This is a genomic window from Bradyrhizobium sp. AUGA SZCCT0176, from assembly GCF_018130145.1.
In the GTDB taxonomy this organism is placed as follows: Bacteria; Pseudomonadota; Alphaproteobacteria; order Rhizobiales; family Xanthobacteraceae; genus Bradyrhizobium.
Map to the genome: position 1 here is coordinate 59,040 of NZ_JAFCMB010000002.1, position 24,741 is coordinate 83,780.

Genomic DNA, 24,741 nt, shown 5'->3' on the forward strand with positions numbered 1-24,741 from the left:
ATTATCCTACGAATGGAAGCTCACTTGTGACGCAACTGCGTGATCTCCACATTTGGGAATATCCGCTTTGACTACAACGCCCTAGCCCGTCGGGCTGATCACGATTATGATCTGGTTGACGCACATTGGAACATTCGTTCCCGCCGTGCGTCGGTTGTAACGGGCCGGTCGTTCCATTGGTGCTTTGATGGATCGTTTGTTGCGTTATTTCCTGGGACAGTTCATCCGCCGCGGCACGATGACATTCACGGCCGCGAGCGGGACCACATTTACCTGCGGCGACGGCACCGGGCGGCCGGTATCGGCCCGGTTCCTGAGCCCGCGCTCCGAGCGGCGGATCCTCCTCAATCCCGAACTGGCGCTGGGCGAAGCCTATATGGACGGCACGTTCGTGGTCGAAGATGGCTCGATCGCAGACGCGCTGGCGATCCTGCTCGATCAGCCGGCCATGGTGCCGCAATGGGCTCGGCTGCAATGGTGGATGCGCTATCTCGCCCGGCACATCAGTCAGTTCAACTGGCGCGGCCGGTCACGGAACAACGTCGCGCATCATTATGATCTCGACGGGCGGCTCTATTCGCTCTTCCTGGACGCCGACAAGCAATATAGCTGCGCCTATTTCGAGACGCCGGATGCCACACTCGATGATGCCCAGTTGGCCAAGAAGCGCCACCTCGCCGCCAAGCTCAGAATCGGGCGCGGCGACCGCGTGCTCGACATCGGCTCGGGCTGGGGCGGACTTGGGCTCTATCTAGCCGAGATGACCGGCGCCGATGTTACCGGCGTTACGCTCTCGACCGAGCAATTGCAGGTCGCGAACGCCCGCGCCGGGGAGAAAAAGCTGGGCCATCGGGCGAAATTCCTGCTTCGCGACTACCGCGACATTCCCGGTCCTTTCGACCGGATCGTGTCGGTCGGGATGTTCGAGCATGTCGGCGTCGGGTTTTATGAAACCTTCTTCAAGCGGTGCGCCGAGCTGCTCAGCGACGACGGGATCATGGTGCTGCACTCGATCGGCCGCTCCACCGGCCCCGACGTGACCAGCCCCTGGACCACCAAGTATATTTTCCCGGGCGGCTACATCCCCGCGATGTCCGAAGTGACGCCGGCGATTGAGAGCGCCGGGCTTCTGGTCTGCGACACCGAGATTCTGCGGCTGCATTATGCGGAGACGCTGAAAGCCTGGCGCGAGCGCTTCATGGCGCGCCGCGAAGAGGCCGTGCGCCTTTACGACGAACGCTTCGCCCGGATGTGGGAATTCTATCTGGCCGGGTCGGAAATGTCGTTCCGGAAGCAGAACCTGATGAACTTCCAGATCCAGCTCACCAAGCGCCAGGGCGTGGTGCCGATGACGCGAGACTACATCACGCGTGAAGAGGCGCGGCTGCGCGCGATCGAAACGGGCAAGCCGCCGCGGCTGCAAATCGCGGGCGAGTAGGCCGATTTTGAGCTGAATGTCTTAGTTTCGGAAGCTGTAGCCCGAGCCGTAGGCTATTCCGGCAGTTGCGGGGCGCGCGAGTTGCGCGCGCAGCGCGTCCAATACCTCGGTATCGCAGGGCACGGCACGCGATTCCGGGCGCGAGACGAGTTCCATGGTGTCGATCAGCATCGACAACCAAGCGCGCTGGTCGCCTCCTGATCGCCATGTACCGAGCTGCTGACCCATCGTCTTGTCCTTGATCCCTGCCCTTAACCAACCCGAAAGCCTAAAACCCGTTCCCGAATTCCTCGACCAGGATGCCGGCCAGAAAGCCCCGCGGATGTGATCTGGTTCACAGAGTTCGCCGGCTGATTGCCGTAAAACTACTGAATGGCCCAGAAAACCTACTCAACCTCGCTCGTCCCTCGCGCCGATCTCATCGTCGATTACGCCTTGATCGCGACCGGCATCGGCTCGGCCCTGATCGCGTTGATCTTTCTCATCCTGGCTTGATCAATCGCTAACATCGCGGCCCGGATGACCTCCGCAGCCTGATTAGGTCTGTCCAACTGGCGACAAGGTTCAGCTGGCCCTAACAGCTTTCCAAACATTTTCGTGAATGCGGCGGTACCGAGCGGCCGTCGCACGGGTTGGCCAAAATCCGTCAAGTGCAACGCCGCAACGACCGACGGGGATTCACATCTCGCTTGTGTGAATCGGGCATAAGGCATGTAGGTACTTCCGCTCGGCACGAGGGGAGCGCTTTATCGCCACCCCAAATCCGGCATCCCAAATACCGACCCAAATCCGAAGAACAATTCCGAGCATGGCGCTGACTGATTCGAACATTCTGAAGCTTGCCCCCGACGCGGGAACTCCGGCCTATCGGAGTGCGCCGCACAATATCGAAGCCGAACAGAGTCTGCTGGGCGCGATCCTGGTGAACAACGACGCGTTCTACCGGGTTTCGGACTTCCTCGAGCCAAAACATTTCTTCGAACCGATCCATCAGGCGATCTACGAGACCGCCGGCAGCCTGATCCGGATGGGCAAGGTCGCGACGCCCGTCACGTTGAAAACCTTCCTGCCCGCCGAGACCGATATTGGCGGCATGACGGTTGGCCAGTACCTCGCCCGTGTCGCGGCCGAGGCCACTACCATCATCAACGCGCAGGATTACGGCCGGACGATCTACGACATGGCGTTGCGCCGCGATCTGATCCGGATCGGCGAGGACATGGTCAACGTTGCGTTCGACGCGCCGGTGGATTTTGCCCCGCGCGCGCAGATCGAGGACGCCGAACGCCAGCTCTACGAACTGGCGGAGTCCGGCCGTTACGACGGCGGCTTCCAGCGTTTCGCGCAGGCGATGAAGACCGCGCTCGATATGGCGGCCAACGCCTATCAGCGCGACGGAAAATTGTCCGGCATTTCAACTGGCCTCCGCGATCTCGACTCCAAGATGGGCGGCCTGCAGCGGTCGGACTTGATCATCGTGGCCGGACGTCCCGGCATGGGCAAGACCGCGCTTGCCACCAATATCGCCTATAACATCGCCGAAGCGCACCAGGCGGAAGTTCAGGCCGACGGCACCATGAAGTCGGTCAATGGCGGCGTTGTCGGCTTCTTCTCCTGCGAAATGTCCGCCGAGCAACTCGCCACGCGTATTCTGGCCGAGCAAACCGGCATTGCGTCCAGCATGATCCGGCGCGGCGGGATCAAACAGGACGAATTCGACAGGATCCGCGACTACACCATCAAGCTCGAGCACTTGCCGCTGTTCGTCGACGAAACGGGCGGCCTTTCGATCTCGCAATTGACGGCGCGCGCGCGGCGGCTGAAGCGGCAGAAGGGCCTCGACATCATCGTGGTCGACTACATCCAGCTGCTGCAGGGCTCCGGCAAGCGCGGCAACGACAATCGCGTGCAGGAAGTCACCGAAATCACCACCAGCCTGAAAGCGCTCGCCAAGGAACTCAATATTCCCGTGGTCGCGCTCTCGCAGCTGTCGCGACAGGTCGAAAGCCGCGACGACAAGCACCCGCAATTGGCTGACTTGCGCGAATCCGGCTCGATCGAACAGGACGCCGACGTGGTGCTGTTCGTGTACCGCGAGGAATATTATTTGCAGAACAAGGAACCCAAAATCGGTACGCCCGAGCACGAGAAATGGAAGCTCGACATGGAGCTCGCTCACGGCAAGGCCGAGGTCATCATCGCCAAGCAGCGCCACGGACCGACGGGTACGGTCCAACTGCAATTCGAGGGGCAGTTCACGCGGTTTAGCGATTTCGCCGAAGGGGATAATCTACCCTACCGCGCGCCCTAGCGCGGTTTCCAGCGAAGCGTCGGACTTGATCCGGGGTGGTGCTAGGTTCGCGTGAAGAAAACACGTCAAAACAATAATCTGGAGCGCGATCGGTTCTGATCAATCAGGACCGATCATGCCCCAGTCCTGCCTTCTGCGCGGTTGAACCATGGCGTTCGCCCGCGTAAAATGCGGCATGAACATCGCATCCGACCCCAAATCCATCCCGACCAGCACCCTGCTCTCGCCCGAGGCGAACCAGGCCGCCGCGCTGGCGAGCGTCACCGGCGTGCTGACCGTCGATCTCGACGCCATCGTCGCCAACTGGCGCAAGCTCGAAAAGACCGCCGTGCCGGCCGAATGCGCCGGCGTGGTGAAAGCAGACGCCTATGGCTGCGGCGCCGAACAGGTCGCGCGCGCGCTGGCCAACGCCGGCTGCAAGACGTTCTTCGTTGCGACGCTCGAGGAAGCCCGCGTGGTCCGTGAGGCTCTGCCCACCGTCACGATTTATACGCTCGACGGCTTCTTCCAGAACACCGGCGACGCCTACGCCAAGCTCGACTGCAAGCCCGTGATCGGCGATCTCAACGAACTCGCCGAATGGGACGTGTTCTGCCGCCGCTCGGGCTGGTCCGGCGGTGCGGCCATCCACATCGACACCGGCATGAACCGGCTCGGCCTGACCGTGACCGAGGCGCAAGGTATCATTCCGCGCATCAATGCCGGCGATCACGGCATCACGCTTGTGATGAGCCACCTCGCCTCCGCCGAACTCCTCAACAACCCGCTCAACGCCAAGCAGCTCACGACCTTCCGCGAAATCGCGAGCCTGTTCGCGGGCGTGCCGGCGTCGCTGGCGAATTCGTCCGGCGTTTTCTTAGGCCCCCAGTTCCAGTTCGAACTGGTGCGGCCGGGCGCCGCCGTCTACGGCATCAACCCGACACCGGAGGCCGACAATCCGATGCAGCCGGTCGTCGAATTGAAGGCGCGCATCGTGCAGATCCGCAATCTGGAAAAGGGCGAGACCGTCGGTTATGGCGGCACCTGGACCGCGCGGCGGCCGACGCGGGTCGCGATCGTCTCCGCAGGCTATGCCGACGGATATTTCCGCGCCGCCAGTTCGAATGACGGCAGCCGTGGCGCCGAGGTGGTGGTCGCCGGCAAGCGCTGCCCGATCGCGGGCCGCGTCTCGATGGACCTGATGGCGGTAGATATCACCGATCTGGAAAAGAACGCGGTGCGGCGTGGCCACATGGTGACGCTGATCGGCGAAGGCATCACGGTTGATGAACTCGCCCATCATTTCGGCACGATCGGCTATGAAGTGCTGACCAGCCTCGGCAAACGTTACGCGCGGATCTACAAGGGCGGCGACGCAAAGGCCGAGCCGCCGCTAACGGCGTCAACGCCACCGGCAATCGAACCGGTGCCCGCAACCGCTGAACCGGCCGCCGCACTTCCCCAGGCCCCGCCCCCACTGCCGACCTGACAATTCCTGTCAGGCATGAAGATCGCGACCTTCAACATCAACAATGTCAATCGCCGCCTGCCCAATCTGCTGCGCTGGCTGCGTTCGGCAAAACCCGATGTCGTGGCGTTGCAGGAGTTGAAATCGACCGACGCCGATTTTCCGGCGGCTGCAATGGAGAAGGCCGGCTATGGCGCGGTGTGGCGCGGCCAGAAGACCTGGAACGGCGTCGCGATCCTGGCGCGCAACGCCGAGCCAGTGCTGACGCGGACCGCCCTGCCCGGCGCCCCCGGGGATAACGAGGCGCGCTACATCGAAGCCGCCGTCAACGGCATCATCGTCACCAGTCTCTATCTGCCGAACGGCAATCCGCAACCCGGGCCAAAATTCGACTACAAGCTCGACTGGTTCAAACGGTTGCGCTCGCATGCCGCGAAATTCATCAAGCAGGACATCCCTGTGGTGCTGGCCGGCGACTACAACGTCGCGCCGACCGAGCTCGATATTTATCCGACCAAGTCCTGGGACAAGGACGCGCTGATCCAGCCGAAAAGCCGCGCGGCGTTCAAGACGCTGACGGCGCAAGGCTGGACCGACGCGATCCGAACCCTGCACCCGTCAAGTCAGATGTTCACGTTCTGGGACTACAAACGCAACCGCTGGCCACGCGACGCCGGGCTGCGGCTCGATCATCTCCTGCTGAGCCCCGTGCTCGCACCGCGCTTGATGAAAGCCGGCGTCGACCGCAAGCTTCGCGGCGAGGAAGGCGCCAGCGATCACGCGCCGGCGTGGATCGTGTTGAAGTAGACGGCCAACGCCGCATTGCTTCCATTTGAAGCCAAGTTTCCTAAACTTCATTAGGGCTTTGCGGCTAGGCTCTCGCGGAGGTCGTGATTGCCATGCCGCCTGCCCAGACCGGTCCGGATTATCCCTATGGGTCGATGCCGCTGCGGCCGCAGTGGCGCAATCGCTGGGCGCAGGGCCTTTCATTCATGGTGGTGGTCTGTGCCGGCACTTCACTGCTGATCCATCAGCATGTCTGGCCGCTTGAGCGGATGGCACTGACGGTCCTCTTTCCAGCGCTGCTCGGCATTACATTGGCCTTCGCGCCTGACCCTCCCGCCGTGATCTCGCGGTTGGCCAAGCGATTGACGGTGGCCGGCTGCGCCATCGGCACCTTGTCGGGCCCGTGGCTTGCGCCGATGATCCTCGCCGTACCGGCCTTGCTGGCCTCATCGGTCGCGATCGGCTTGCTCTACGGGGAACGCCGCCGTGGCTGACAGCTCCGGATTCGTCGCGCTGGCGAGGACCGCCCTCCTGATCGGGCCGACCCTCGCGGCCATGCTGATGCTGGTGTTGGTCCGATGCTCGCCGCGGCAGGCGACCGCGGCGATGCTGGGCGGCCTCTGGCAATTGCCGGCGCTCCTGTTGCTCAATTGGTTCGCCCAGCAAGCGGGCTGGTGGCGGTTTCAACCTGATGCCGCATCCGTCCTCGGTCTGCCGGTCGATCTCTGGATCGGGTGGGCGATCTGGTGGGGACCGATCGCGGTGCTCGCCTCACGCAAATTGCCGATGCCACTCGTGATCGCCGGTCTGGTCGCCGCCGACATCATATCCATGCCGCTTCTCAAGCCTCTGGTGGTGCTCGGTGACAACTGGCTGATTGGCGAAATCGTCGCGGTCACCTTCGCGCTGCTTCCGGCGCTGATGCTTGCCCGCTTGACGGAAGCCGACCGCTTTCCCGTGCTCAGGACCTGTTTCCATGCGCTCGGTTGGGGCGGCTACATGCTGCTCGTGCTCCCGGCGTGTGTGCTGGCATGGGAGGGACGCGACTACATCGACGCGCTTGCGCAAGCCACGCCGTGGCGATGGATCGTGGCGCTCCTGATCGGACTGCCCTCGCTGCTGATCGGCTGGGCCGCCGCGCACGAATTCGCATTGGTCGGCCGGGGAACGCCGATCCCCTACGATCCGCCGAAACGCGTTGTGACCAGTGGCCCCTACGCATCGATTGCCAATCCGATGCAGCTGACATCGGCATTGGTGATGGCGGCGCTCGCGATCCTGGTGGCTTCGCGCGCGGCCTGGTCGCTGCCGATCATGTTTCTAGTGTTCGACGGCATTTTCGCCGCCTGGTACAACCGCGCCCACATCGCACTCGCCATGCCGGAGGACTGGGAGCGTTATCGTGCCGAGGTCCGCGACTGGCGCTTTCGGCGCCGTCCCTATATCGCGCGCACCGCGACGCTGCATTTTCCTGACTCCGGTCGCGACGCCAAGGCGTGGGCCTGGCTGATGCGGCGCGCCGCCGACGGGCTGACCATCGAGGTAGCACCCGCGCGTCCAAGCCTCGAGCGCCAGCGCATCGTTTATGTCAGCAGCGATCCCGATCTCGATGCCGTCGGCATCGCCGCGTTCGGGCGCGCGCTCGAGCATCTCGGCGGCATCCCGGCCTTCATCGGCTGGATGTTTCGCCTGCCGGGCGCCAATCATTTCGTCGAACTCGTCACCTTCCTCGTGCCATTGCGACGCCTGAACACGCGGCTCGCGCTCTGGTCCAGGTCGTGACGGCTGCGTGCGGCGTTACCCGCCGAATTTCTTGTGCAGCATGACGCCAAGAATATTGGAGTAATCGTCGGTCCACAGCGCGCTCGACCGGTCCGGCTGCAACGGCGTCCAGCTTGCTGCAACGCTGCCGGTGGCGGCCGCATCGCGCGCCAGGACAACGAGGCGTGCATTGGCTTTCATCGTGGTCAGCAGATCGCCGGCGCTGGTGTCTTCCCGCAGGTAGGCGACAAGCCCAAGGGATTGCGCGACGTTACCCACAACAGGCGCGAGATCGAAGTACCGGTTGGAGATGTGCACCACGATCACACCATGCGGTGTGAGCTTTGAAAGATAACCCGCAACCGCCTCGCGCGTCAGCAGATGCACCGGAATCGCATCCGACGAGAACGCATCGAGCACGATCAGATCATAGCGGTCGGTTGATGCCTCCAGCGTCAGGCGCGCGTCGCCGGCGACAATAGGTGCATCGGGGGCGCATTTCGACAGGAACTCGAAACGACGCGGATCGCGCGCGATCCGGATCACTTCGGGGTCGATCTCGAAGAAGGTCCAACGCTCCCTGCCCTTGCGATGACAGGCCAGCGTGCCGGTACCGAGGCCTACGACGGCCACATGGTCGAGGCTGCCCCGCGCGGCACGGGCGGCGCCAATGGCTTCCGCGTACGGACCACCCGGATAGTAATAGGTCTGCGGCAAGAGCGGTCCGATGACCGGCGTGCCATCATCGTTGCGCAACCGCTGCGCGCCATGAATGGTGGTGCCGTGGTAGAGCAAACGGGCACTGCCGCCGTTGATCTCTGCGACCTTATGGACGCCGAAGAAACTGCGCGCGGTTTCGATCGGCGCAATGCCGGGCCGCCACAGGGCGGTCACCGCAAAACTCAGGATCACGAGCCCGACGAAGCGCATCGGCCGTTGCCGCTGAAACAGCATCGCCGCTGCCAGCAGCGCCAGCAGCACCTGGAAAGCCAGTTCCAATGTCGCCGGCGGCTGATAGCGCGTGACGTACCAGACCAGCGCCAGCGCTGCGCTGATCGCAAGCCATGGGAACGCTCCGGTCAGCGCCTTGCGGACGCCTCCGGTAAAAATGCCAGGCGCGCACAACAGCGCGAGCGCGATCAGGATCGGATATTCGTAGTTGCCATTGAAGATCTGCGGCGCGACCAGCCCCGCAAAGGCGCCACCGATCACCCCGCCAAGCGACGTGCAGAGATAGAACTCCGTCAACCGCCGCGGGCTCGGCCGTCGCGCGTAAAGTTCGCCGTGGCACATCAGCGTCAGCAGCGCGAAGACGACGAGGTTGAGGGCGATGGTCGTCAGCCAGAACACCTTCTCACCGCCGATCAGGCTGACCGCGAGCGGCGCCACCGCGAACGGAACGAAGCGCACCACATTGGCGTGGGCGATCCATGGCCGCTCGCGGAACACGGCGACGAAAGTCAGCAGATAAATCGCAAGCGGCACCACCCACAGGAATGGTGCGGCGGCGATATCGGTCGTCAGATAGGCAGTGACCGCGATGACGAGCCCCGATGGCACGGCGGCGAGAGCGATCCACCGCATCCGTTCGCCGGTACTCGCGCGCATATCGTCAGAAACCTCGACCTTTGCGGCGACAGGCTTCGCGCGCGACGTCAACACCGCGACCAGGCTCAGGAGCATGGCGAGCAGCGCAAAGCCTATCGACCACGCCGCAGCCTGCGTCTTCAACGTGAGAAACGGTTCGATGACGACGGGATAGGCGAACAGTGCCGCGAACGAACCAAGGTTGGACGCGGCGTAGAGAACGTAGGGATTGCCGGCCCGGCTGTGCCCGCTGCCTGCAAACCAGCTTTGCAGCAGCGGCGCGCTGGCCGACAGCGTGAAGAATGGCAGGCCGATCGAGACCGCGAACAGGCCGAACAGCCAGAGCGCCGTCCCATCCGATGGCGGAACACCCCATCCAGGTGCGATCACGATCGGCAGCATCGTCGCGGTTGCGCCGAGCAGCGCAAGGTGGAACACTGCGGCCCAACGCGGCGGAAGCACACGGTTCAGCAGATGCGCGTAGGCATAGCCGCTGAGCAGCACGGTCTGGAAAAACACCATCGCCACCGACCACACCGCGGGAGCGCCGCCGAGCTTCGGCAACACCATCTTGGCGAACATCGGCTGGATCGAGAACAATAGCAGCGCCGAGACGAACAGCGTCGCGACATACAGCAGCGGCGTCAGCCGGACCACCATCGCCTGCCGATCGCAGTCGGGCGAAATCCGATTGGAAGCATTAAAAAGCGACATAGTCCCCCTGGCGCACCGGCAATTTAGGGTTGCACGGTAGCCAATCAGTCCTGAGCAAAGTCTTAATCCGGCTGCCGGGAACCGCTAACCTGCGCCATGGTAAAGGCCGCCTTGCCAGGTTCCAGCCTTCGCTCGCGAAGCGCGTGAAGGCTGCCGCGCCGAAGCCGCAGGCGGGCTGCTCGGCCCGCGAGCTACGGCTCTGCAAGCCAAATGCCTCGCGGATCAGCCCTTCTTAGTATGGCCCCAGATCTGGTCCCAGTCCTCGCCCGCGGCGTCGACGACGCGGCCGTCGGCCTCGAAGAACTTGTTCGGGACCTGGAAGATCGCGAGCATCAGCCCGCCCTCGGGGCACCAGGCGACGTGACGGCTGCCCTGCTCGCGCCAGATGTATTCGCCGGCCTTGCATTCGATGCCCTTTGCCGGCCCCTCCTTATCGACCAGGCTGCCTTCGAGCACGTAGGTCTGCTCGATGTTGACATGCTCATGGTCGGGCAGCACCGCGCCGGGTTGAAACCGCATCAGCGCGGTCATCAGGCCGGTCTTGCGATCGAACAGCAGCGTCTTGGCTTCGCAACCGGGGAAACGGGTCTTCTGCCACTCCATGTCGGCCGGGCGAACGAGATGCGAATGCGTGTCTGCGGTCTCTGGGCCTTTCGGCGTCACGGCGTCCATGGCGATCCTCCGTTTTTTGGATTTGAGGCGATCCTAGCAGCTTTGCCCGCAACCACCAGCCGGGTCCGGCGCGCGGGAAACCCGCATCCTGCCTTGCTGGCGTCCGCCCCCAATTGTAGGATCAACAGACCTGCCACTCCCGCGACGCATGGTGAACGATGGCGGCGCTGCAACATTCGCGTTTCTGCAAGGGCTGCTGGGAGCAGATGCACATGCCGGTGCCGCTCCGCGGGGTAATCTCGGTGCCGTTCCGGGCATTTGGCGTTCGCCCGAGCCGAATGAACCCCAACACCTGCACCATCTGCGAGCTGATGTTCACGAAGGTGATGCGAGCCCGCAAGATCACCATCGACGCGACCGTGATGTTTGCCGATCTGCGCGGCTATACCAGCCTGTCCCAGTCGAAATCACCGGAGGCCGTCTCGGGCCTGCTCGATGCCTTCTACGATGAATGCGCCGACGCGATCTGGCGGCATGAGGGGCTCCTCAACAAGACGATTGGCGATGCCGTCATGGCCGTCTTCAATTTTCCGTTGCGGCGCGATGACCATGTCCGCAATGCCCTGCTCGCGGCACGCGATATCCAGAGGAACTGGCGCGAGCGGCGCGACAGCCTTGCAGTGGCCCTCGGCCTGAACGCCAGCGAACTCGGGATCGGCATCGGCATTCACGCCGGCGAACTCAGTTTTGGCGAGTTCGGCCGGTCACACCGCGACCTCACCGCCATCGGCACCGTCGTCAACACCGCCTCCCGCGCGCAGTCGGTCGCCGAAGCCGACCAGATTCTCGTGACGCAGGAGGTCTATCAGCGCGCCCGACCGGATCTGCAGGAAAGTCATTCGAAGACCTTTCAGCTCAAGGGATTCGATGCCCCGATCGAGCTTTACGCGGCATAGCCCTGCCTCGCTTTCCAGCGGTCCTTGCTCACCAGAGGTTCTTGCCGTCGATGACCGTCACCGGCACGGTGTCGAGATCGACATCGTCGAACAGCCGCGCATTGACGCCGACCTTGGGATTCTCGAAATCCGGTTTACCCGTCGACCAATCGGGCGATTCCCCATAGGTCCCGCAGCCGCAATTGGCGCAGAAATGATGCTTGATGGTGCGGCTGCCCCACAAATAAGTGGCGACATTTTCCGGCGGCGAGGTCAGACGAAATTGCGCGGGCGTGTAATAGGCCCATAGCGCGCCGCGCTTCGAACATAGCGAACAGGTGCAGCGGGTCACGTCGGCCGGCATCTCGTTCACCTCGAATTGCGTCTGGCCGCAATGGCAGCTTCCCTTGATTGGCACGATCTGTTCCCTTCCGATTGATCCGACACGGCGAGGTTCATAAACGGTGCCTGCTGCCAGCATGCTGTCAGCAGCAAGCAACGTCGTGTCTCCATAACGCCGCCAAACGTGATCGGGTTGCATTGCCGCTGCGTCGCGAAAGTTGCTAGCTTTCCAGTCCCGCCGGATCGAGTCGCGGAGCAAGTCTTCGGAGTAAGTCTTGGGAGCAAGTCTTGGGTTTCCTCTTCGTCCTCACGGTCGGGCTTCTCGCCGGCACCATCAGCGGCATCGTCGGCACCGGCTCGTCGATCATGCTGATGCCGGTGCTGATCTATCAATACGGGCCGAAGGAAGCCGTGCCGATCATGGCGGTGGCGGCCGTGATGGCGAACCTGTCGCGTATCCTGGCCTGGTGGCGTGAGGTCGACTGGCGTGCCTGCCTCGCCTACTCGATCACCGGAATTCCGGCTGCGGCGCTCGGCGCCCGGACGCTGCTGGCCTTGCCGTCGCACGCCGTCGATATAGCGATCGGGCTGTTTCTGATCGCGATGGTGCCGGTGCGGCACTGGCTTGACCGCCACCAGCTTAAAGCGCGGCTCTGGCATCTGGCGGTCGGTGGCGCTGTTATCGGCTATCTCACCGGCATCGTGGTGTCGACCGGCCCGCTCAGCGTGCCGCTGTTTCTGTTTTACGGGCTGAACAAGGGCGCGTTCCTCGCCACCGAAGCCGCAAGCTCGCTCGGGCTCTATCTCAGCAAATCGGTTACCTTCGAACGCTTCGGCGCGCTGACATCAGATGTGGCGCTGAAAGGCCTGGTTGCAGGCTCCTCGCTGATGTTCGGCGCCTTCATTGCCAAGCGCTTCGTGCTGCACCTGCAGCCCAACATGTTCAGCCTGCTGATGGACGGCATCATGCTGGCGGCGGGACTTTCCCTGCTTTGGTCGGCCTTCACTGTTTGAAAAATCCGCTCGTTCCGATCTGAACCAACTCGGCGGTCCAGGAGACGAAGTGACGTGCATCACATCCTATTCCGGATGAGGCCTTAGACGTTGCGTGGCGTGAACACTCATGTTCAGCCACAGGAGATTTAGAAATGAACAGGGGCATTATCGGCGCCGTCGCTGCCGTCATCGTCGTCGGCCTGATTGCAGCCGGAAGCTGGTACACCGTCGATCAGACCGAGCGCGGCGTGCTGCTGCGCTATGGCGCTGTTATCGGCACCGCACAGCCGGGCCTCGGTTTCAAGATCCCGCTGATCGACAGCGTCGAGAAGGTCAGCGTCAAGACCACGACCTTCTCCTGGGACAAGATGAATTCCTATTCCTACGACCAGCAGCCCGCCGACCTCAAGATCAGCGTCACCTTGCGGGCGTCGCCGGAAAAAGTAACGGATCTCTATGCGAAATTCGGCCGGCTGCAGGCGGCGGTCAATCAGGTCGTCAGCCCTGCCGTCAACCAGCAGGTCAAGATCGTCTTCGGCCGCTATACCGCGGTGAAAGCCATCCAGGAGCGCGGCGCCCTCAACAACGCGATCAGGGACGCCATTACCGCTTCGCTGAAGGATGATCCGATGATCATCGTCGAGAGCGTGCAGCTCGAGAACATCGAGTTCAGCTCGACCTATCTGCATTCGATCGAGCAGCGCATGCTGGCCGAAGTCGAGGTGCAGAAGCTGCAGCAGAACGCCGAGCGCGAGAAGGTGCAAGCGCAGATCACAGTCACGCAAGCCAACGCCAAGGCCAACGCCGTCCGCGCCGAAGCGCAGGCCTCCGCCGACGCGCTGCGGCTGAACGGCGAAGCCCGCGCCACCAACATCAAGCTGACCGGTGAAGCCGAAGCCGCCGCGATCGAAGCCCGCGCCAAGGCACTCGGCACCAACCCGAACCTCGTCACGCTGGTGCAGGCCGAGCGCTGGAACGGCGTGCTGCCGACCACCATGGTGCCCGGCTCCGCCGTGCCGTTCGTCTCGGTCAAATAATCTTCGAAATCATCCGGAAGCGGTGATGCCCGGGATCGAGATCTCGGGCATCATCGTCTTGAGGAACAGGTCCCATGCGAATTTTCATCACCATGGCGGGCATCGCGCTCGCTTTCACCCTCGTCACGCCGGCGTCGCAAGCCGCGGAGAGTTTTGACGGGCTCTGGGCCAGGACGGCGAAGGACTACCGCAACAAGGAAGGCCCCGACAGCAAGACGCTCATCGACATGAGCAAGCCGATCGGCGGCAAGCCCGCGCCGATGGTCGACCAATATGAAAATCATTGCCGGATCGACCGCAAGACCGCCGTCGGGGATGGCATCAATCTCTCGGTCACCTGCTTTGAATTCTGGGATTATTTCAACAAGGGCGTCGAGCCAAGGAAAGCGACCGTCAAGCTCGCGCCCGGCCCGAACGGCACCATCAAGATCAACGGCAAGCCGTATCTGCGCTGCAAGGCCGGGAGCGGTGCCGCCAAGCGCTAGGCACAAACCCTTTGCCCGAGCCTCCGATGATACACACCGCAACAGAAAGTGTTCGACTGCTTGCGGTTACGTCGGTCCATTTCATGCGGGACCGCATGCTAACGTGCGAACCTCGATCCCTTCCTGGAATTGATAATCGTGGGCGCATTGATTTTCGACTTCGACGGCGTCATCGCTGACAGCGAGGCGATCGCCAATACCGTTCTGGCGGAAACCGTCACCGGCCTCGGTCATTCAACAACGCTCGACCAGGCGCTTGCGCGCTATTCCGGCCGGAGGTGGGATGAAGCCGTGGCTGAGATCGAAACGGCCATCGGAAAACCGCTACCTGCGGATTTCTCCAACCAGCTCAAGCTTGCCACCTTCGAGCGGTTCCGGACGGATTTGAAGGAAGTGAGTGGCGCTTCAAATTTCATCAGGCGTTTTTCCTACCTGCCCCGGTGCATCGCCTCGTCCAGTTCGATGGATCGGCTGCAGCTGTGCCTTTCGGTATTGGCGCTGGAAACGGAATTCGGCAGTCATGTTTTCAGTGCCGACATGGTTGCGCGCGGAAAGCCGCATCCGGACATCTTTCTGTTCGCTGCAGGCAAATTGGGCGTAGGCCCGGAGAAATGTCTTGTGATCGAGGACAGCGCAGGCGGGATCAGGGCGGCGGTTGCTGCTGGCATGACGGCCGTCGGGCTGTGCGCGGCCAGCCATATTCGCGAAGGCCATGATCTCAGGCTGCGCGACGCCGGCGCCGTCCACCTGGCGCATTCGTGGTCGGACGTCGAGCACGTCGCCCTTGAGTTTTTCAAAAGTTAGGATGCCTGCGGAGCATCGCGAACCGTTGAAAAACGCGGCCGGATGACATCATGCTGACGCCAACAATGCCCGGTATCATGGCATAGTGCATGATCCGATCAATTCGGCCTTGAGGGCGATGTCTTGAGCGCAATAGCTGATGTAGCTGATATCACCACCGCCGGGAGCCAGCCCGCCAAACAGAGCGACGCCCGGCAAGATACCCTGAAATTCGCGGAGGCCGCGCTTACCGACAGCAAGCGCGAGGGCTTGCTGCTCGCCGTTCGGGCCCGTTGGGTTGCACTGGCGGTGACGGCCGCCACCCTGCCGATCATCAATCCGGAATGGGAGGTTCTCTATTACGTCCTGATGCTCGGCCTGTTCGCCCTGATCGGCTGGGCCCAGCTCAAGGTCGGCAAGGCCGAGCGGTCGTGGCCGGAGCTTATTCTGATATTTTGCGACCTGCTGCTGATGACCTTCCTGACCGTCGTGCCAAATCCCTGGAGCACGGTCGATTGGCCGCTTGCGATGCAGTACAGATTCGACAGCTTCATCTACTTCTTTGTTTTCCTGGGCACCGCGACGCTGGCCTATTCATGGCGCACCGTCGTGGCGATGGGGTTCTGGACATCGGCGCTGTGGGCGATCGGCGTCGGCTGGGTTTACCTGCAGCCACAAACCCACGCCGCGCTGTCGGAACGGGTGCGGGCCGCTGTCGGCTCCGACGTCAGGCTGTTCGATATCATCGACCCCTCGTCGATCGGCTTTGGCGCGCGGTTCCAGCAGATCACCGTCTTCCTGATCGTCGCCATGACGCTGGCGCTGGCGGCGCGACGCTCGAACGCCCTGCTGATCAGCCACGCCGGCATCGAACGCGAACGCACCAACCTTGCGCGCTATTTCTCTCCCAATGTCGTCGAACAGCTGTCGAAAAACGACGATCCGCTCAAACAGGTGCGAACGCAGAATGTCGCGGTATTGTTCGCCGACATCGTCGATTTCACCGCCTATGCGGACGGCCGCAGCCCGATGCTAGTGATCGGGACGCTGCGGCAGTTCCACGAGCGGATGGAACGGGAAGTGTTCCGGCACTTGGGAACGCTGGACAAATATCTCGGTGACGGATTGATGGCGACGTTCGGCACGCCCTTCACCAGCGATTCCGACGCCGGCAACGCGCTGCGCTGCGCGCAGGCCATGATCGGGTCGATCGCTGAACTCAACCGCGAACGAAAAACCCGCGACGAGCCGCCGATCCAGCTCAGCATCGGATTGCATTTTGGTCAGGTCGTGCTCGGCGACATCGGCCTGAACCGGCTCGAATTCGCCGTGATCGGCTCGGCGGTGAACGCCGCAAGCCGCCTTGAAGCGCTGACGCGTGAATACGGCTGCGCCCTGGTTGCCAGCGACGAGCTGGTGCAGCGGGCGCGGGCAGAAACCGGCAGCTCGAGCGACGACTTTTTGCATCTTGTCAAAAAGCCCGCGCGGACCATTCGCGGCCTCGAGCAACCGGTGGGGATATGGACGCGGGATTACGAGGCGACCTGATTCATGCCAAGCCAATTCATGCTATGACGCCGCGCTCATTGGACCCAACCGTCGGGCAAGGCATTTCATGAAGTCATTCGAGCTTGTTCTATTCGCCGACTACTTCCAATTCTACATCCAGGATGAGGCAGCAAAAGGCGACCTTTCCCAGGCATGGAATGAAGAGGCAACTGACCGATTGCTGGCGCTGGCCCCGGGGACGGTTGGCATCGGCACGGTGCGAAACATAGATGTCCCGGTCACAGTGGATTTTCTCGAGCACGCGCCGGAGGATGAGTTCTCTGATTGGGATCACGTGGTTGAAGCGGGCTTGGACGTGACGTCTGGGCGGATCGTAATCGCCGGTTGCATCGACTACTTCCCGGATGCAAAACGCGTCGAGGTTCCGCCGGGCGTCTATCGGGTCCGAGTTTCCTACGGGGCACTTGATACACTTTCGGAAGACGGGCTAAGCGGAGATGATCGCTACAGGCTACAGCTCTGGCCTGCCGCCTCGACCGCCGTTCACATTCTGAAGCAGCGATTGAAATAGGTCCAAATGCCCCGATCCAAACCAAATCCAAACGACTCCTTCTACGTCGAACCGCGCAGCGGCGAGCGCTTTTCCCTGGATGTGCCGCGCTGGTGCGCCGACGGGCAAAAGCCGCTGCTGATCAACCCGCAGCCCGGCATCGGCCGCGAAGACATCGATCGCGGCACGCGGTCGCTGTGGCGGTACCGGGCTTCGCTGCCGGTCGAAATTGCAAGACCGATTTCGCTCGGTGAAGGCTGCACCCCACTGGTGCAGAAGGAATGGGACGATTTTCGGCCGTTCTTCAAGCTGGAATGGTTCAATCCGACCTGCAGCTTCAAGGACCGCGGCACCACGGTCATGCTGTCCTATGTGCGGCAGCTCGGCATCGATGCGGTGCTCGAAGACTCCTCCGGTAATGGCGGCGCGTCGGTTGCGGCCTATGGCGCGGCCGGCGGCATGCGGGTGAAGATCCTCGCACCCGCCTATACGTCGCCCGCCAAGGTCGCGCAGGTTCGCGCCTATGGCGCCGAGGTGCAGCTAGTCGAAGGTCCGCGCGAGGAGTCCCAACGCGAGGCGATCCGGCAGTCCAGCGAGATCTTCTACTCGAGCCACAACTGGCAGCCGTTCTTCCTGCAGGGGACCAAGTCGGTCGCCTATGAGCTTTGGGAAGATTTCAACTTCACGGCGCCCGACAACATCATCATGCCGGTCGGCGCGGGCAGCAACCTGCTCGGCTGCCACATCGGGTTCTCCGAATTGCTCGCGGCCGGTCAGATAAGGAAACTTCCAAAACTGTTTGCCGCGCAGCCCCTCAACTGCTCGCCGCTGGACGCCAGCTTCCAGGCCGGCGTCGACACGCCGGTCGACCGCGCCGTCCGCACGACGATCGCGGAAGGCACCGCGATCGCGCATCCGCTGCGGCTCAAGGAAATGATCCACGCCTTGAAGGACAGCGGCGGGCAATCGATCGCGGTTTCCGAAGACGAGATCATCACAGCCCTGAGGCGGCTCGCGCGGCTCGGCCTGTTCGTCGAGCCCACCTCAGCCAGTGTCGCGGCGGCATTTGCCAGCCTCACGGCGCGAGGCGTTATTGCGGAGCGCGAAAGCACGGTGGTGTTGATTTCAGGCACCGGCATCAAGACGGCGTCTCCGATTGCCGAACTGTTTTGATTCCGGCTTGGGCCCTCCAGCCTTTGACTTGGCGCTGGAACCGCTATAGAACAAAATAAGAACATTTGCTCACCGGGACTTCATGGCCAAATCCACCCTCTCCTTTGTCTGCCAGAACTGCGGCGCGGCGTTTAATCGCTGGCAGGGCAAGTGCGAGTCCTGCGGCGAGTGGAACACGCTGACCGAGGAGGACACATCAGGCGCCACCTCGATGCCGGTCTCGATCCGCTCCAAACGCAGGGGAAGAACTTTCGCGCTGGAATCGCTGACCGGCAAAAGCCAGGACGCGCCCCGCCTCTCCTCCGGCATGGTCGAACTCGATCGCGTCACCGGCGGCGGCTTTGTCCGCGGCTCGGTGCTGCTGGTCGGCGGCGATCCCGGCATCGGCAAATCGACGCTGCTGACGCAGGCCACCAGCATGATGGCGCGTGCGGGGCATCGCGCGGTCTACATTTCAGGCGAAGAAGCCGTCGCCCAGGTGCGGCTGCGCGCCGAGCGGCTCGGCCTTGCCGACGCGCCGGTGCAGCTCGCCGCTGAGACCTCCGTCGAAGACATCGTCTCGACGCTGTCCGAGGGCGCGGTGCCGCGCCTGATCGTGATCGATTCGATCCAGACCATGTGGACCGATACGGTGGAATCAGCCCCCGGCACGGTCACCCAGGTCCGCGCTTCGGCGCAGGCGCTGATTCGGTTTGCCAAGAAATCCGGCGCCACCATCATCCTGGTCGGGCACGTGACCAAGGACGGCCAGATCGCCGGCCCCCGCGTGGTCGAGCACATGGTCGATGCGGTGCTGTCGTTCGAGGGCGAAGGCTCGCAGCAATTCCGCATCCTGCGCGCGGCGAAGAACCGTTTCGGCCCTACCGATGAAATCGGCGTGTTCGAGATGACCGGCCTCGGCCTGCGTGAGGTCTCGAACCCCTCCGAATTGTTCCTGTCGGAGCGTGACCTCGGCAGTCCCGGCACCGCTGTATTTGCCGGCATCGAGGGCACCCGCCCGGTGCTGGTGGAATTGCAGGCGCTGGTGGCGCCGACCACCCTCGGCACGCCCCGGCGCGCCGTGGTCGGCTGGGACCCAAGCCGGCTATCGATGGTGCTGGCGGTGCTGGAGGCCCATTGCGGGGTCAAACTATCCGGCTACGACGTCTATCTGAACGTGGCCGGCGGCCTGCGGATCCAGGAGCCCGCAGCCGACGTCGCGGCCGCCGCCGCGCTGGTGTCGTCGCTGGTCAACGCGCCGCTGCCAACGGATGCGGTCTATTTCGGCGAGATTTCGCTGTCCGGCGCGGTCCGGCCGGTGGCGCAAACCTCGGCACGGCTGAAGGAGGCGGCAAAACTCGGCTTTGGCCGCGCAATACTGCCCGAATCGGCGCGTGGCGAGGCCGGCGGCGACGCGGGCCTTGTGCTGAACAGCGTCGGCGGATTGACCAGCCTGGTCGCCGAAATTGCCGCGCGAGGCACGCCCAGAGCCAATCGAGAGGGTAACCGGGAGGCCAATCGCGAGCACCCAGCGGAGAAAAATGCCACACCGGCGCGATTCCGTCGCGAGAACGGCTAAAGCGGCGTGACGTTACGCCCCCTCGCCGCTATACAACGCGCGCGAAAGGCGCGTGGGATGGCGTGATATCCGGCCTTGCGGGACACGCCATATGACCATCACCTAGAACGGCACCGACACGCCGATTCGCAAGACTTTGAGCATTTACGAGCGGACCTGACCAGCCGATGCCGATAACGATACTCGATCTCGTCCTGCTTGGTGTGATGCTGATTTCGGGGCTGCTCGCCATGGTGCGCGGCTTCATGCGCGAGATTCTGTCGATCGCGGCCTGGGGCGCGGCGGCTCTGGTCACGCTGTATGCTTTCTCCAAGCTGCTGCCGACCGCCAAAACTTATTTCAATAACGACACGGTGGCGGCCGTGGTGGTGGTAGCCGGCACCTTCATCGCGACCCTGGTCGTGGTGTCCATCATTACGGTGCGGATTTCGGACATGATCCTGGATTCCCGGATCGGCGCGCTGGATCGCACGCTGGGCTTCCTGTTCGGTCTGGCCCGCGGCCTCCTGATCGTGGTTGTCGCCTTCCTATTCTTCAGCTGGCTGGTTCCGGACAAGCAGCGACCCGACTGGATCACCGGGGCGAAGTCCCGGATGGTGCTGCAGGGAACCGGCGATTGGTTAATGGCGCTCTTGCCTGACGACCCTGAGAACACCATCTTAAAGAGATTCAAGAAGAATAAACCCGACGACGATTCAACTGACGCCGAGCCGGCAGCCCCGGCGTCCGGCGATGGCTACAGCAAACCTGCCCGCGACGGCCTTAAAAAGCTGATCGAGAAACCTGCGAGCAAGTAACTCTTGGCCAAAAGAGAGGCGATGGACGCGATGCAAAACCCTTCCGATCCCGCCGAGCAACTTGACCGAAACTCCGGTCCGATCGATTTGCAGGACGATCTCGAAGGCGACACGCTACGCGAGGAATGCGGCGTGTTCGGCATCTTCGGCCACCCCGAGGCCGCCGCCATCACTGCACTCGGACTACACGCCCTTCAACACCGAGGCCAGGAAGCCGCCGGCATCGTCTCCTTCGACGGCAGCCGCTTCCACAGCGAACGCCGGCTCGGCCTCGTCGGCGACACCTTCTCCCGCCGCGAAGTGATCGAGCGCCTGCCCGGCAACGCCGCCGTCGGCCATGTCCGCTATGCCACCACCGGCGCCACCATCCTGCGCAATGTGCAGCCGCTGTTCGCCGAGCTCAATGCCGGCGGTTTCGCCGTCGGCCATAACGGCAATCTCACCAACGGTCTGACGCTGCGCCGCGAACTCGTGCTCCACGGCGCCATGATGCAGTCGACCACCGACACCGAAGTGATCCTGCATCTGGTCGCGCAGTCGAAGCGCACCCGCTTCGTCGACCGGTTTATCGAGGCGCTGCGCACGATCGAGGGCGCCTATTCGCTGACGGCCTTGACCAACAAGAAACTGATCGGCGCCCGCGATCCGCTTGGCATCCGTCCCCTGGTGCTCGGCGACCTCGACGGTCACCCGATCCTGACCTCTGAGACCTGCGCGCTCGACATGATCGGCGCCAAATATGTCCGCGACATCGAGCCCGGCGAAATCGTCGTGTTCGACGACAAGGGCGCGCACAGCCACAAGCCTTTTCCGCCAAAACCGCCGCGGCCCTGCATCTTCGAGTACATCTATTTCTCGCGGCCGGATTCCATCGTCGGCGGCCGTTCGGTCTATGAGGTTCGAAAAGCCTTCGGCGCGCAGCTCGCGCGCGAGAGCCGTGTCGAGGTGGACGTCGTGGTGCCGGTGCCGGATTCCGGCGTGCCGGCTGCGATCGGTTACGCCCAGCATTCCGGCGTGCCGTTCGAACTCGGCATTATCAGAAACCACTATGTCGGCCGCACCTTCATTCAGCCGACCCAGAGCGTGCGCGAACTCGGCGTGCGCATGAAGCATTCGGCCAACCGCGCCGCGATCGAAGGCAAGCGCATCATCCTGATCGACGACTCGCTGGTGCGCGGCACCACCTCAAAGAAGATCGTGCGCATGATGCGCGACGCCGGCGCGCGCGAAGTGCATTTCCGCCTCGCCTCGCCGCCGATCCTCTACCCCGATTATTACGGCATCGACCTGCCGGACCGCGGCGGACTCCTTGCCGCTACGCATTCCCTCGAGGAGATGCGCGAGATCATCGGCGCCGATTCACTGGCGTTCCTGTCGATCGACGGCATGTACCGCGCGATGGGCGAACCCGGCCGCGATCCCGCCAATCCGAAATTCTCGGACCATTGCTTCACGGGCGCCTACCCGACCCACCTCACCGACCAGAGCGAAACCGAGCCGTCGCCCCGTCAATTGTCGTTGCTGGCGGAGGCGAGTTGACTGTGTCGTCCCGGCCTAGGGCGCAATTGCGCTCCGGGGCCGGGACCCATAACCACCGGCCTTCGTTTTTCGAACGCCATTTGATACAACCACCAATCGCCTCATAACCGTCACGGCGTATGGGTCCCGGCCTTCGCCGGGACGACGTTTTTGCTAGAGCTTCTTCTATGCCCCAATCCCTCGCCTCCCGTATCGCTCTCGTGACCGGCGCCTCGCGCGGCATCGGCTATGCCACCGCGCGCGCGCTTGCCAAGGCCGGCGCGCATGTCGTGGCGGTGGCGCGCACGCAAGGCGGGCTGGAAGAGCTCGACGACGAGATCCGCAAGGACGGCGGCAGCGCCACGCTGGTGCCGCTCAACCTCACCGACTCCGACGGCATCGCCCGGCTTGGGGCGGCGCTGCACGAGCGTCACGGCAAGATAGACATTCTCGTCGGCAATGCCGGCGTCGCCGGCCCTTCCTCGCCGCTCGGTCATATCGAGCTGAAGCCGTGGAACGACGTGATGGCGGTCAACGTCACCGCGAACTTTCAATTGATCCGATGCATGGAACCGCTGCTAAGGCAGTCCGACGCCGGCCGCGCCGTGTTCGTCACTTCCGGCGCCGCCAACAAGGCCAGCGCCTATGTCGGTCCCTACGCCGCCTCGAAGGCCGCCCTCGAAGCCCTGGCGCGCGCCTGGGCACAGGAGACCGCGAGCACCAATCTCCGCGTCAACCTTTTCAGCCCCGGCCCGATCCGCACGAAGATGCGCGCCACGGTATTCCCCGGCGAAGATCCCGCGACGCTGGACACGCCGGAGCAGGCAGCGGAGTTCATCGTGCCGATGTGCGCGCCCGACTGGACCGAAACCGGCAAGCTCTACGATTACAAGACGCGCACGCTGATGGACTTTCGCGCGCCGGCTTGAACTCTCTCCACGTCATTGCGAGCCAACGGGACGCGCGAATGCGCGCCCGATGACAGGCTCCGCGAAGCAATCCATTCTTCCTTTGCGTGGCGCCATGGATTGCTTCGCTTCGCTCGCAATGACAGTGTCATACCGTTGACTCCTCCCCCTCCCCGCGATTGACTGCCCACGCGAGCGGGAGCAACCCGCCAAGAAGATCAAGGGAGGAAGCATCATGCCGATGCATCATCGCGCGCGCTCGATACCTGCCATCCAACATCTCACCAAAACCATTTTCGCAGGCGTCGCGACCGCCATGCTGATGTCAGTTGCGGCGATGCCGCTTCCCGCGCTCGCCGGCGACATTCCGACCTTCGCGGTCGATGCATCCTGGCCGAAGCCGCTGCCGAACAACTGGATTCTCGGCCAGGTCGGCGGCATCGCCGTCGACTCCAAGGACCACATCTGGGTCATCCATCGTCCGCGCTCGCTGACCGACGACGAAAAGGGCGCGACGCTGACCCCGCCCCGATCGAAATGCTGCGTCTCGGCGCCGCCGGTGCTGGAGTTCGACGCCGAGGGCAATCTGCTGCGCTCCTGGGGCGGTGCGGGCGAAGGCTATGAATGGGTCGGCCGCGAACATGGCATCGAAGTCGACGAGAAGGGTTTTGTCTGGGTCGGCGGCAACGCCGACAATGACAACGCGGTTCTCAAGTTCACCCTCGACGGCAAGTTCGTGATGCAGATCGGCAAGATCGCGCCGAGCAAGGGCTCCAACGACACCACGCAACTCGGCAAACCCGCCGAGACCGCGGTCGACAAGGATGCCAACGAGATCTACATCGCCGATGGCTACGGCAACCGCCGCGTCATCGTGTTCGACGCCACGTCAGGCGCCTACAAGCGGCACTGGGGCGCCTATGGCAGGCCGCCGAACGACGACAAGCAGCCGCCCTATGATCCCAAGGCGCCGGCTGCCCAGCAATTCGCCAATCCCGTGCATTGCGTGAAGCTCACCAATGACGGGATGGTTTATGTCTGCGACCGCATCAACAACCGCATCCAGGTGTTCAAGAAGGATGGAACTTTCGTGAAGGAGTGGTTCTTCGAGAAGAACACGCTCGGCAATGGCGCGGTGTGGGACATCGCCGTCTGGCCCGATCCGAAACAGACCTGGCTGTTGAGCGCCGATGGCGAAAACAACGAAATCCGGGTGCTGAAGCGCGACGACGGTACCGTGGTCGGGAGTTTTGGACGCAGCGGCCGCAATGCCGGGCAGTTCCACTGGATTCACGCCATGGCCGTGGATTCCAAGGGCAACGTCTATACCGCCGAAGTCGACACCGGAAAGCGAATCCAGAAATTCAAGCTGACATCGGACGCGCTACGATAGGTGGATTGCCCAGGACATCCGGAACCACTACCACCGTCTCAGTCATATGCCGGGCGTGGACCTCCCAAAGAAGGCCACCCGGCGACATAGATGGAGGAAAT

Annotated in this window: 24 protein-coding genes; 20 read left to right on the forward strand and 4 right to left on the reverse strand. The window is 63.0% G+C overall.

The window, feature by feature from the left end:
- The first annotated feature begins 187 nt into the window (after nt 1-187).
- Nucleotides 188-1,438 (forward strand): cyclopropane-fatty-acyl-phospholipid synthase family protein, encoded by a 1,251-nt coding sequence (locus JQ600_RS05280; RefSeq protein WP_212388595.1) that lies wholly within the window; start codon nt 188-190, stop codon nt 1,436-1,438.
- A 21-nt stretch (nt 1,439-1,459) separates the two neighbouring features.
- On the opposite strand, the gene JQ600_RS05285 is transcribed toward JQ600_RS05280, so the two are convergent.
- Entirely contained in the window at nt 1,460-1,666 is a 207-nt protein-coding gene (locus JQ600_RS05285; protein WP_212388598.1) for a transcriptional regulator, read from the reverse strand.
- 144 nt (nt 1,667-1,810) lie between these two features.
- Here JQ600_RS05285 and JQ600_RS37205 point away from each other — a divergent pair, with 144 nt between their 5' ends.
- The 6 genes from JQ600_RS37205 to JQ600_RS37370 all read left to right on the forward strand — a co-directional run bounded on the left by JQ600_RS37205 (nt 1,811) and on the right by JQ600_RS37370 (nt 7,764).
- A complete protein-coding gene (locus JQ600_RS37205; protein WP_283813416.1) occupies nt 1,811-1,933 on the forward strand; it encodes a hypothetical protein in 123 nt (40 codons plus the stop codon).
- Nucleotides 1,934-2,246: 313 nt separating this feature from the next.
- Nucleotides 2,247-3,749, forward strand: coding sequence for a replicative DNA helicase (locus JQ600_RS05290; RefSeq protein WP_212264810.1), 1,503 nt, complete (start codon nt 2,247-2,249; stop codon nt 3,747-3,749).
- 175 nt (nt 3,750-3,924) lie between these two features.
- Nucleotides 3,925-5,217, forward strand: a complete 1,293-nt coding sequence (gene alr, locus JQ600_RS05295; RefSeq protein ID WP_212388601.1) for an alanine racemase — start codon at nt 3,925-3,927, stop codon at nt 5,215-5,217.
- 15 nt (nt 5,218-5,232) lie between these two features.
- Entirely contained in the window at nt 5,233-6,003 is a 771-nt protein-coding gene (locus JQ600_RS05300) for an exodeoxyribonuclease III (protein WP_212388604.1), read from the forward strand.
- Nucleotides 6,004-6,095: 92 nt separating this feature from the next.
- Nucleotides 6,096-6,476 carry a hypothetical protein gene (locus JQ600_RS05305; RefSeq protein WP_212388607.1) on the forward strand — a complete coding sequence of 127 codons (381 nt, stop codon included), beginning with the start codon at nt 6,096-6,098 and terminating at the stop codon, nt 6,474-6,476.
- Complete coding sequence (locus JQ600_RS37370) at nt 6,469-7,764, forward strand: isoprenylcysteine carboxylmethyltransferase family protein (protein ID WP_212388610.1); 1,296 nt, start codon at nt 6,469-6,471, stop codon at nt 7,762-7,764. Before JQ600_RS05305 ends, JQ600_RS37370 begins: the two co-directional genes overlap by 8 nt.
- 15 nt (nt 7,765-7,779) lie before the next feature.
- Here the strand turns inward: JQ600_RS37370 and JQ600_RS05315 are convergent, their stop codons facing one another.
- Together JQ600_RS05315 and JQ600_RS05320 are read right to left on the reverse strand one after the other, a co-directional pair.
- Nucleotides 7,780-10,044 (reverse strand): fused MFS/spermidine synthase, encoded by a 2,265-nt coding sequence (locus JQ600_RS05315; protein ID WP_212489733.1) that lies wholly within the window; start codon nt 10,042-10,044, stop codon nt 7,780-7,782.
- A 222-nt stretch (nt 10,045-10,266) separates the two neighbouring features.
- The gene (locus tag JQ600_RS05320; protein WP_212388616.1) at nt 10,267-10,716 is read right to left on the reverse strand and encodes a cupin domain-containing protein; all 450 of its coding nucleotides are present in this window, start codon (nt 10,714-10,716) and stop codon (nt 10,267-10,269) included.
- 167 nt (nt 10,717-10,883) lie between these two features.
- On the opposite strand from JQ600_RS05320, the gene JQ600_RS05325 reads away from it, so the two are divergent.
- Nucleotides 10,884-11,612, forward strand: coding sequence for an adenylate/guanylate cyclase domain-containing protein (locus tag JQ600_RS05325; RefSeq protein ID WP_212388815.1), 729 nt, complete (start codon nt 10,884-10,886; stop codon nt 11,610-11,612).
- A gap of 28 nt (nt 11,613-11,640) precedes the next feature.
- Here JQ600_RS05325 and JQ600_RS05330 read toward each other — a convergent pair whose 3' ends face one another.
- Nucleotides 11,641-12,009, reverse strand: a complete 369-nt coding sequence (locus tag JQ600_RS05330) for a GFA family protein (protein WP_212264817.1) — start codon at nt 12,007-12,009, stop codon at nt 11,641-11,643.
- 212 nt (nt 12,010-12,221) lie between these two features.
- On the opposite strand from JQ600_RS05330, the gene JQ600_RS05335 reads away from it, so the two are divergent.
- The 12 genes from JQ600_RS05335 to JQ600_RS05390 all read left to right on the forward strand — a co-directional run bounded on the left by JQ600_RS05335 (nt 12,222) and on the right by JQ600_RS05390 (nt 24,640).
- On the forward strand, nt 12,222-12,947 hold the full coding sequence (locus tag JQ600_RS05335) for a sulfite exporter TauE/SafE family protein (protein ID WP_212388618.1): 726 nt from the start codon (nt 12,222-12,224) through the stop codon (nt 12,945-12,947).
- Between the two features lie 134 nt (nt 12,948-13,081).
- Nucleotides 13,082-13,966, forward strand: a complete 885-nt coding sequence (locus JQ600_RS05340) for a prohibitin family protein (RefSeq protein WP_212388620.1) — start codon at nt 13,082-13,084, stop codon at nt 13,964-13,966.
- 74 nt (nt 13,967-14,040) lie between these two features.
- Nucleotides 14,041-14,451, forward strand: a complete 411-nt coding sequence (locus JQ600_RS05345; protein ID WP_212388622.1) for a hypothetical protein — start codon at nt 14,041-14,043, stop codon at nt 14,449-14,451.
- Nucleotides 14,452-14,589: 138 nt separating this feature from the next.
- The gene (locus tag JQ600_RS05350) at nt 14,590-15,255 is read left to right on the forward strand and encodes an HAD family phosphatase (protein WP_212388624.1); all 666 of its coding nucleotides are present in this window, start codon (nt 14,590-14,592) and stop codon (nt 15,253-15,255) included.
- A 123-nt stretch (nt 15,256-15,378) separates the two neighbouring features.
- Nucleotides 15,379-16,782 carry an adenylate/guanylate cyclase domain-containing protein gene (locus tag JQ600_RS05355; RefSeq protein ID WP_212489734.1) on the forward strand — a complete coding sequence of 468 codons (1,404 nt, stop codon included), beginning with the start codon at nt 15,379-15,381 and terminating at the stop codon, nt 16,780-16,782.
- 67 nt (nt 16,783-16,849) lie between these two features.
- Nucleotides 16,850-17,314 carry a hypothetical protein gene (locus JQ600_RS05360; protein WP_212489735.1) on the forward strand — a complete coding sequence of 155 codons (465 nt, stop codon included), beginning with the start codon at nt 16,850-16,852 and terminating at the stop codon, nt 17,312-17,314.
- 6 nt (nt 17,315-17,320) lie between these two features.
- Nucleotides 17,321-18,466 (forward strand): threonine synthase, encoded by a 1,146-nt coding sequence (locus JQ600_RS05365; protein ID WP_212388629.1) that lies wholly within the window; start codon nt 17,321-17,323, stop codon nt 18,464-18,466.
- A gap of 82 nt (nt 18,467-18,548) precedes the next feature.
- Nucleotides 18,549-20,024: a DNA repair protein RadA gene (gene radA / locus JQ600_RS05370; protein WP_212388632.1), complete on the forward strand. Its 1,476-nt coding sequence runs from the start codon at nt 18,549-18,551 to the stop codon at nt 20,022-20,024.
- A gap of 167 nt (nt 20,025-20,191) precedes the next feature.
- Nucleotides 20,192-20,821, forward strand: coding sequence for a CvpA family protein (locus tag JQ600_RS05375; RefSeq protein WP_192740670.1), 630 nt, complete (start codon nt 20,192-20,194; stop codon nt 20,819-20,821).
- 30 nt (nt 20,822-20,851) lie between these two features.
- Nucleotides 20,852-22,360: an amidophosphoribosyltransferase gene (gene purF / locus JQ600_RS05380; protein ID WP_212388817.1), complete on the forward strand. Its 1,509-nt coding sequence runs from the start codon at nt 20,852-20,854 to the stop codon at nt 22,358-22,360.
- A 167-nt stretch (nt 22,361-22,527) separates the two neighbouring features.
- Nucleotides 22,528-23,268: an SDR family NAD(P)-dependent oxidoreductase gene (locus JQ600_RS05385; protein ID WP_212264824.1), complete on the forward strand. Its 741-nt coding sequence runs from the start codon at nt 22,528-22,530 to the stop codon at nt 23,266-23,268.
- Between the two features lie 295 nt (nt 23,269-23,563).
- Nucleotides 23,564-24,640, forward strand: a complete 1,077-nt coding sequence (locus tag JQ600_RS05390) for a hypothetical protein (RefSeq protein WP_249132903.1) — start codon at nt 23,564-23,566, stop codon at nt 24,638-24,640.
- The last annotated feature ends 101 nt before the right edge of the window (nt 24,641-24,741 follow it).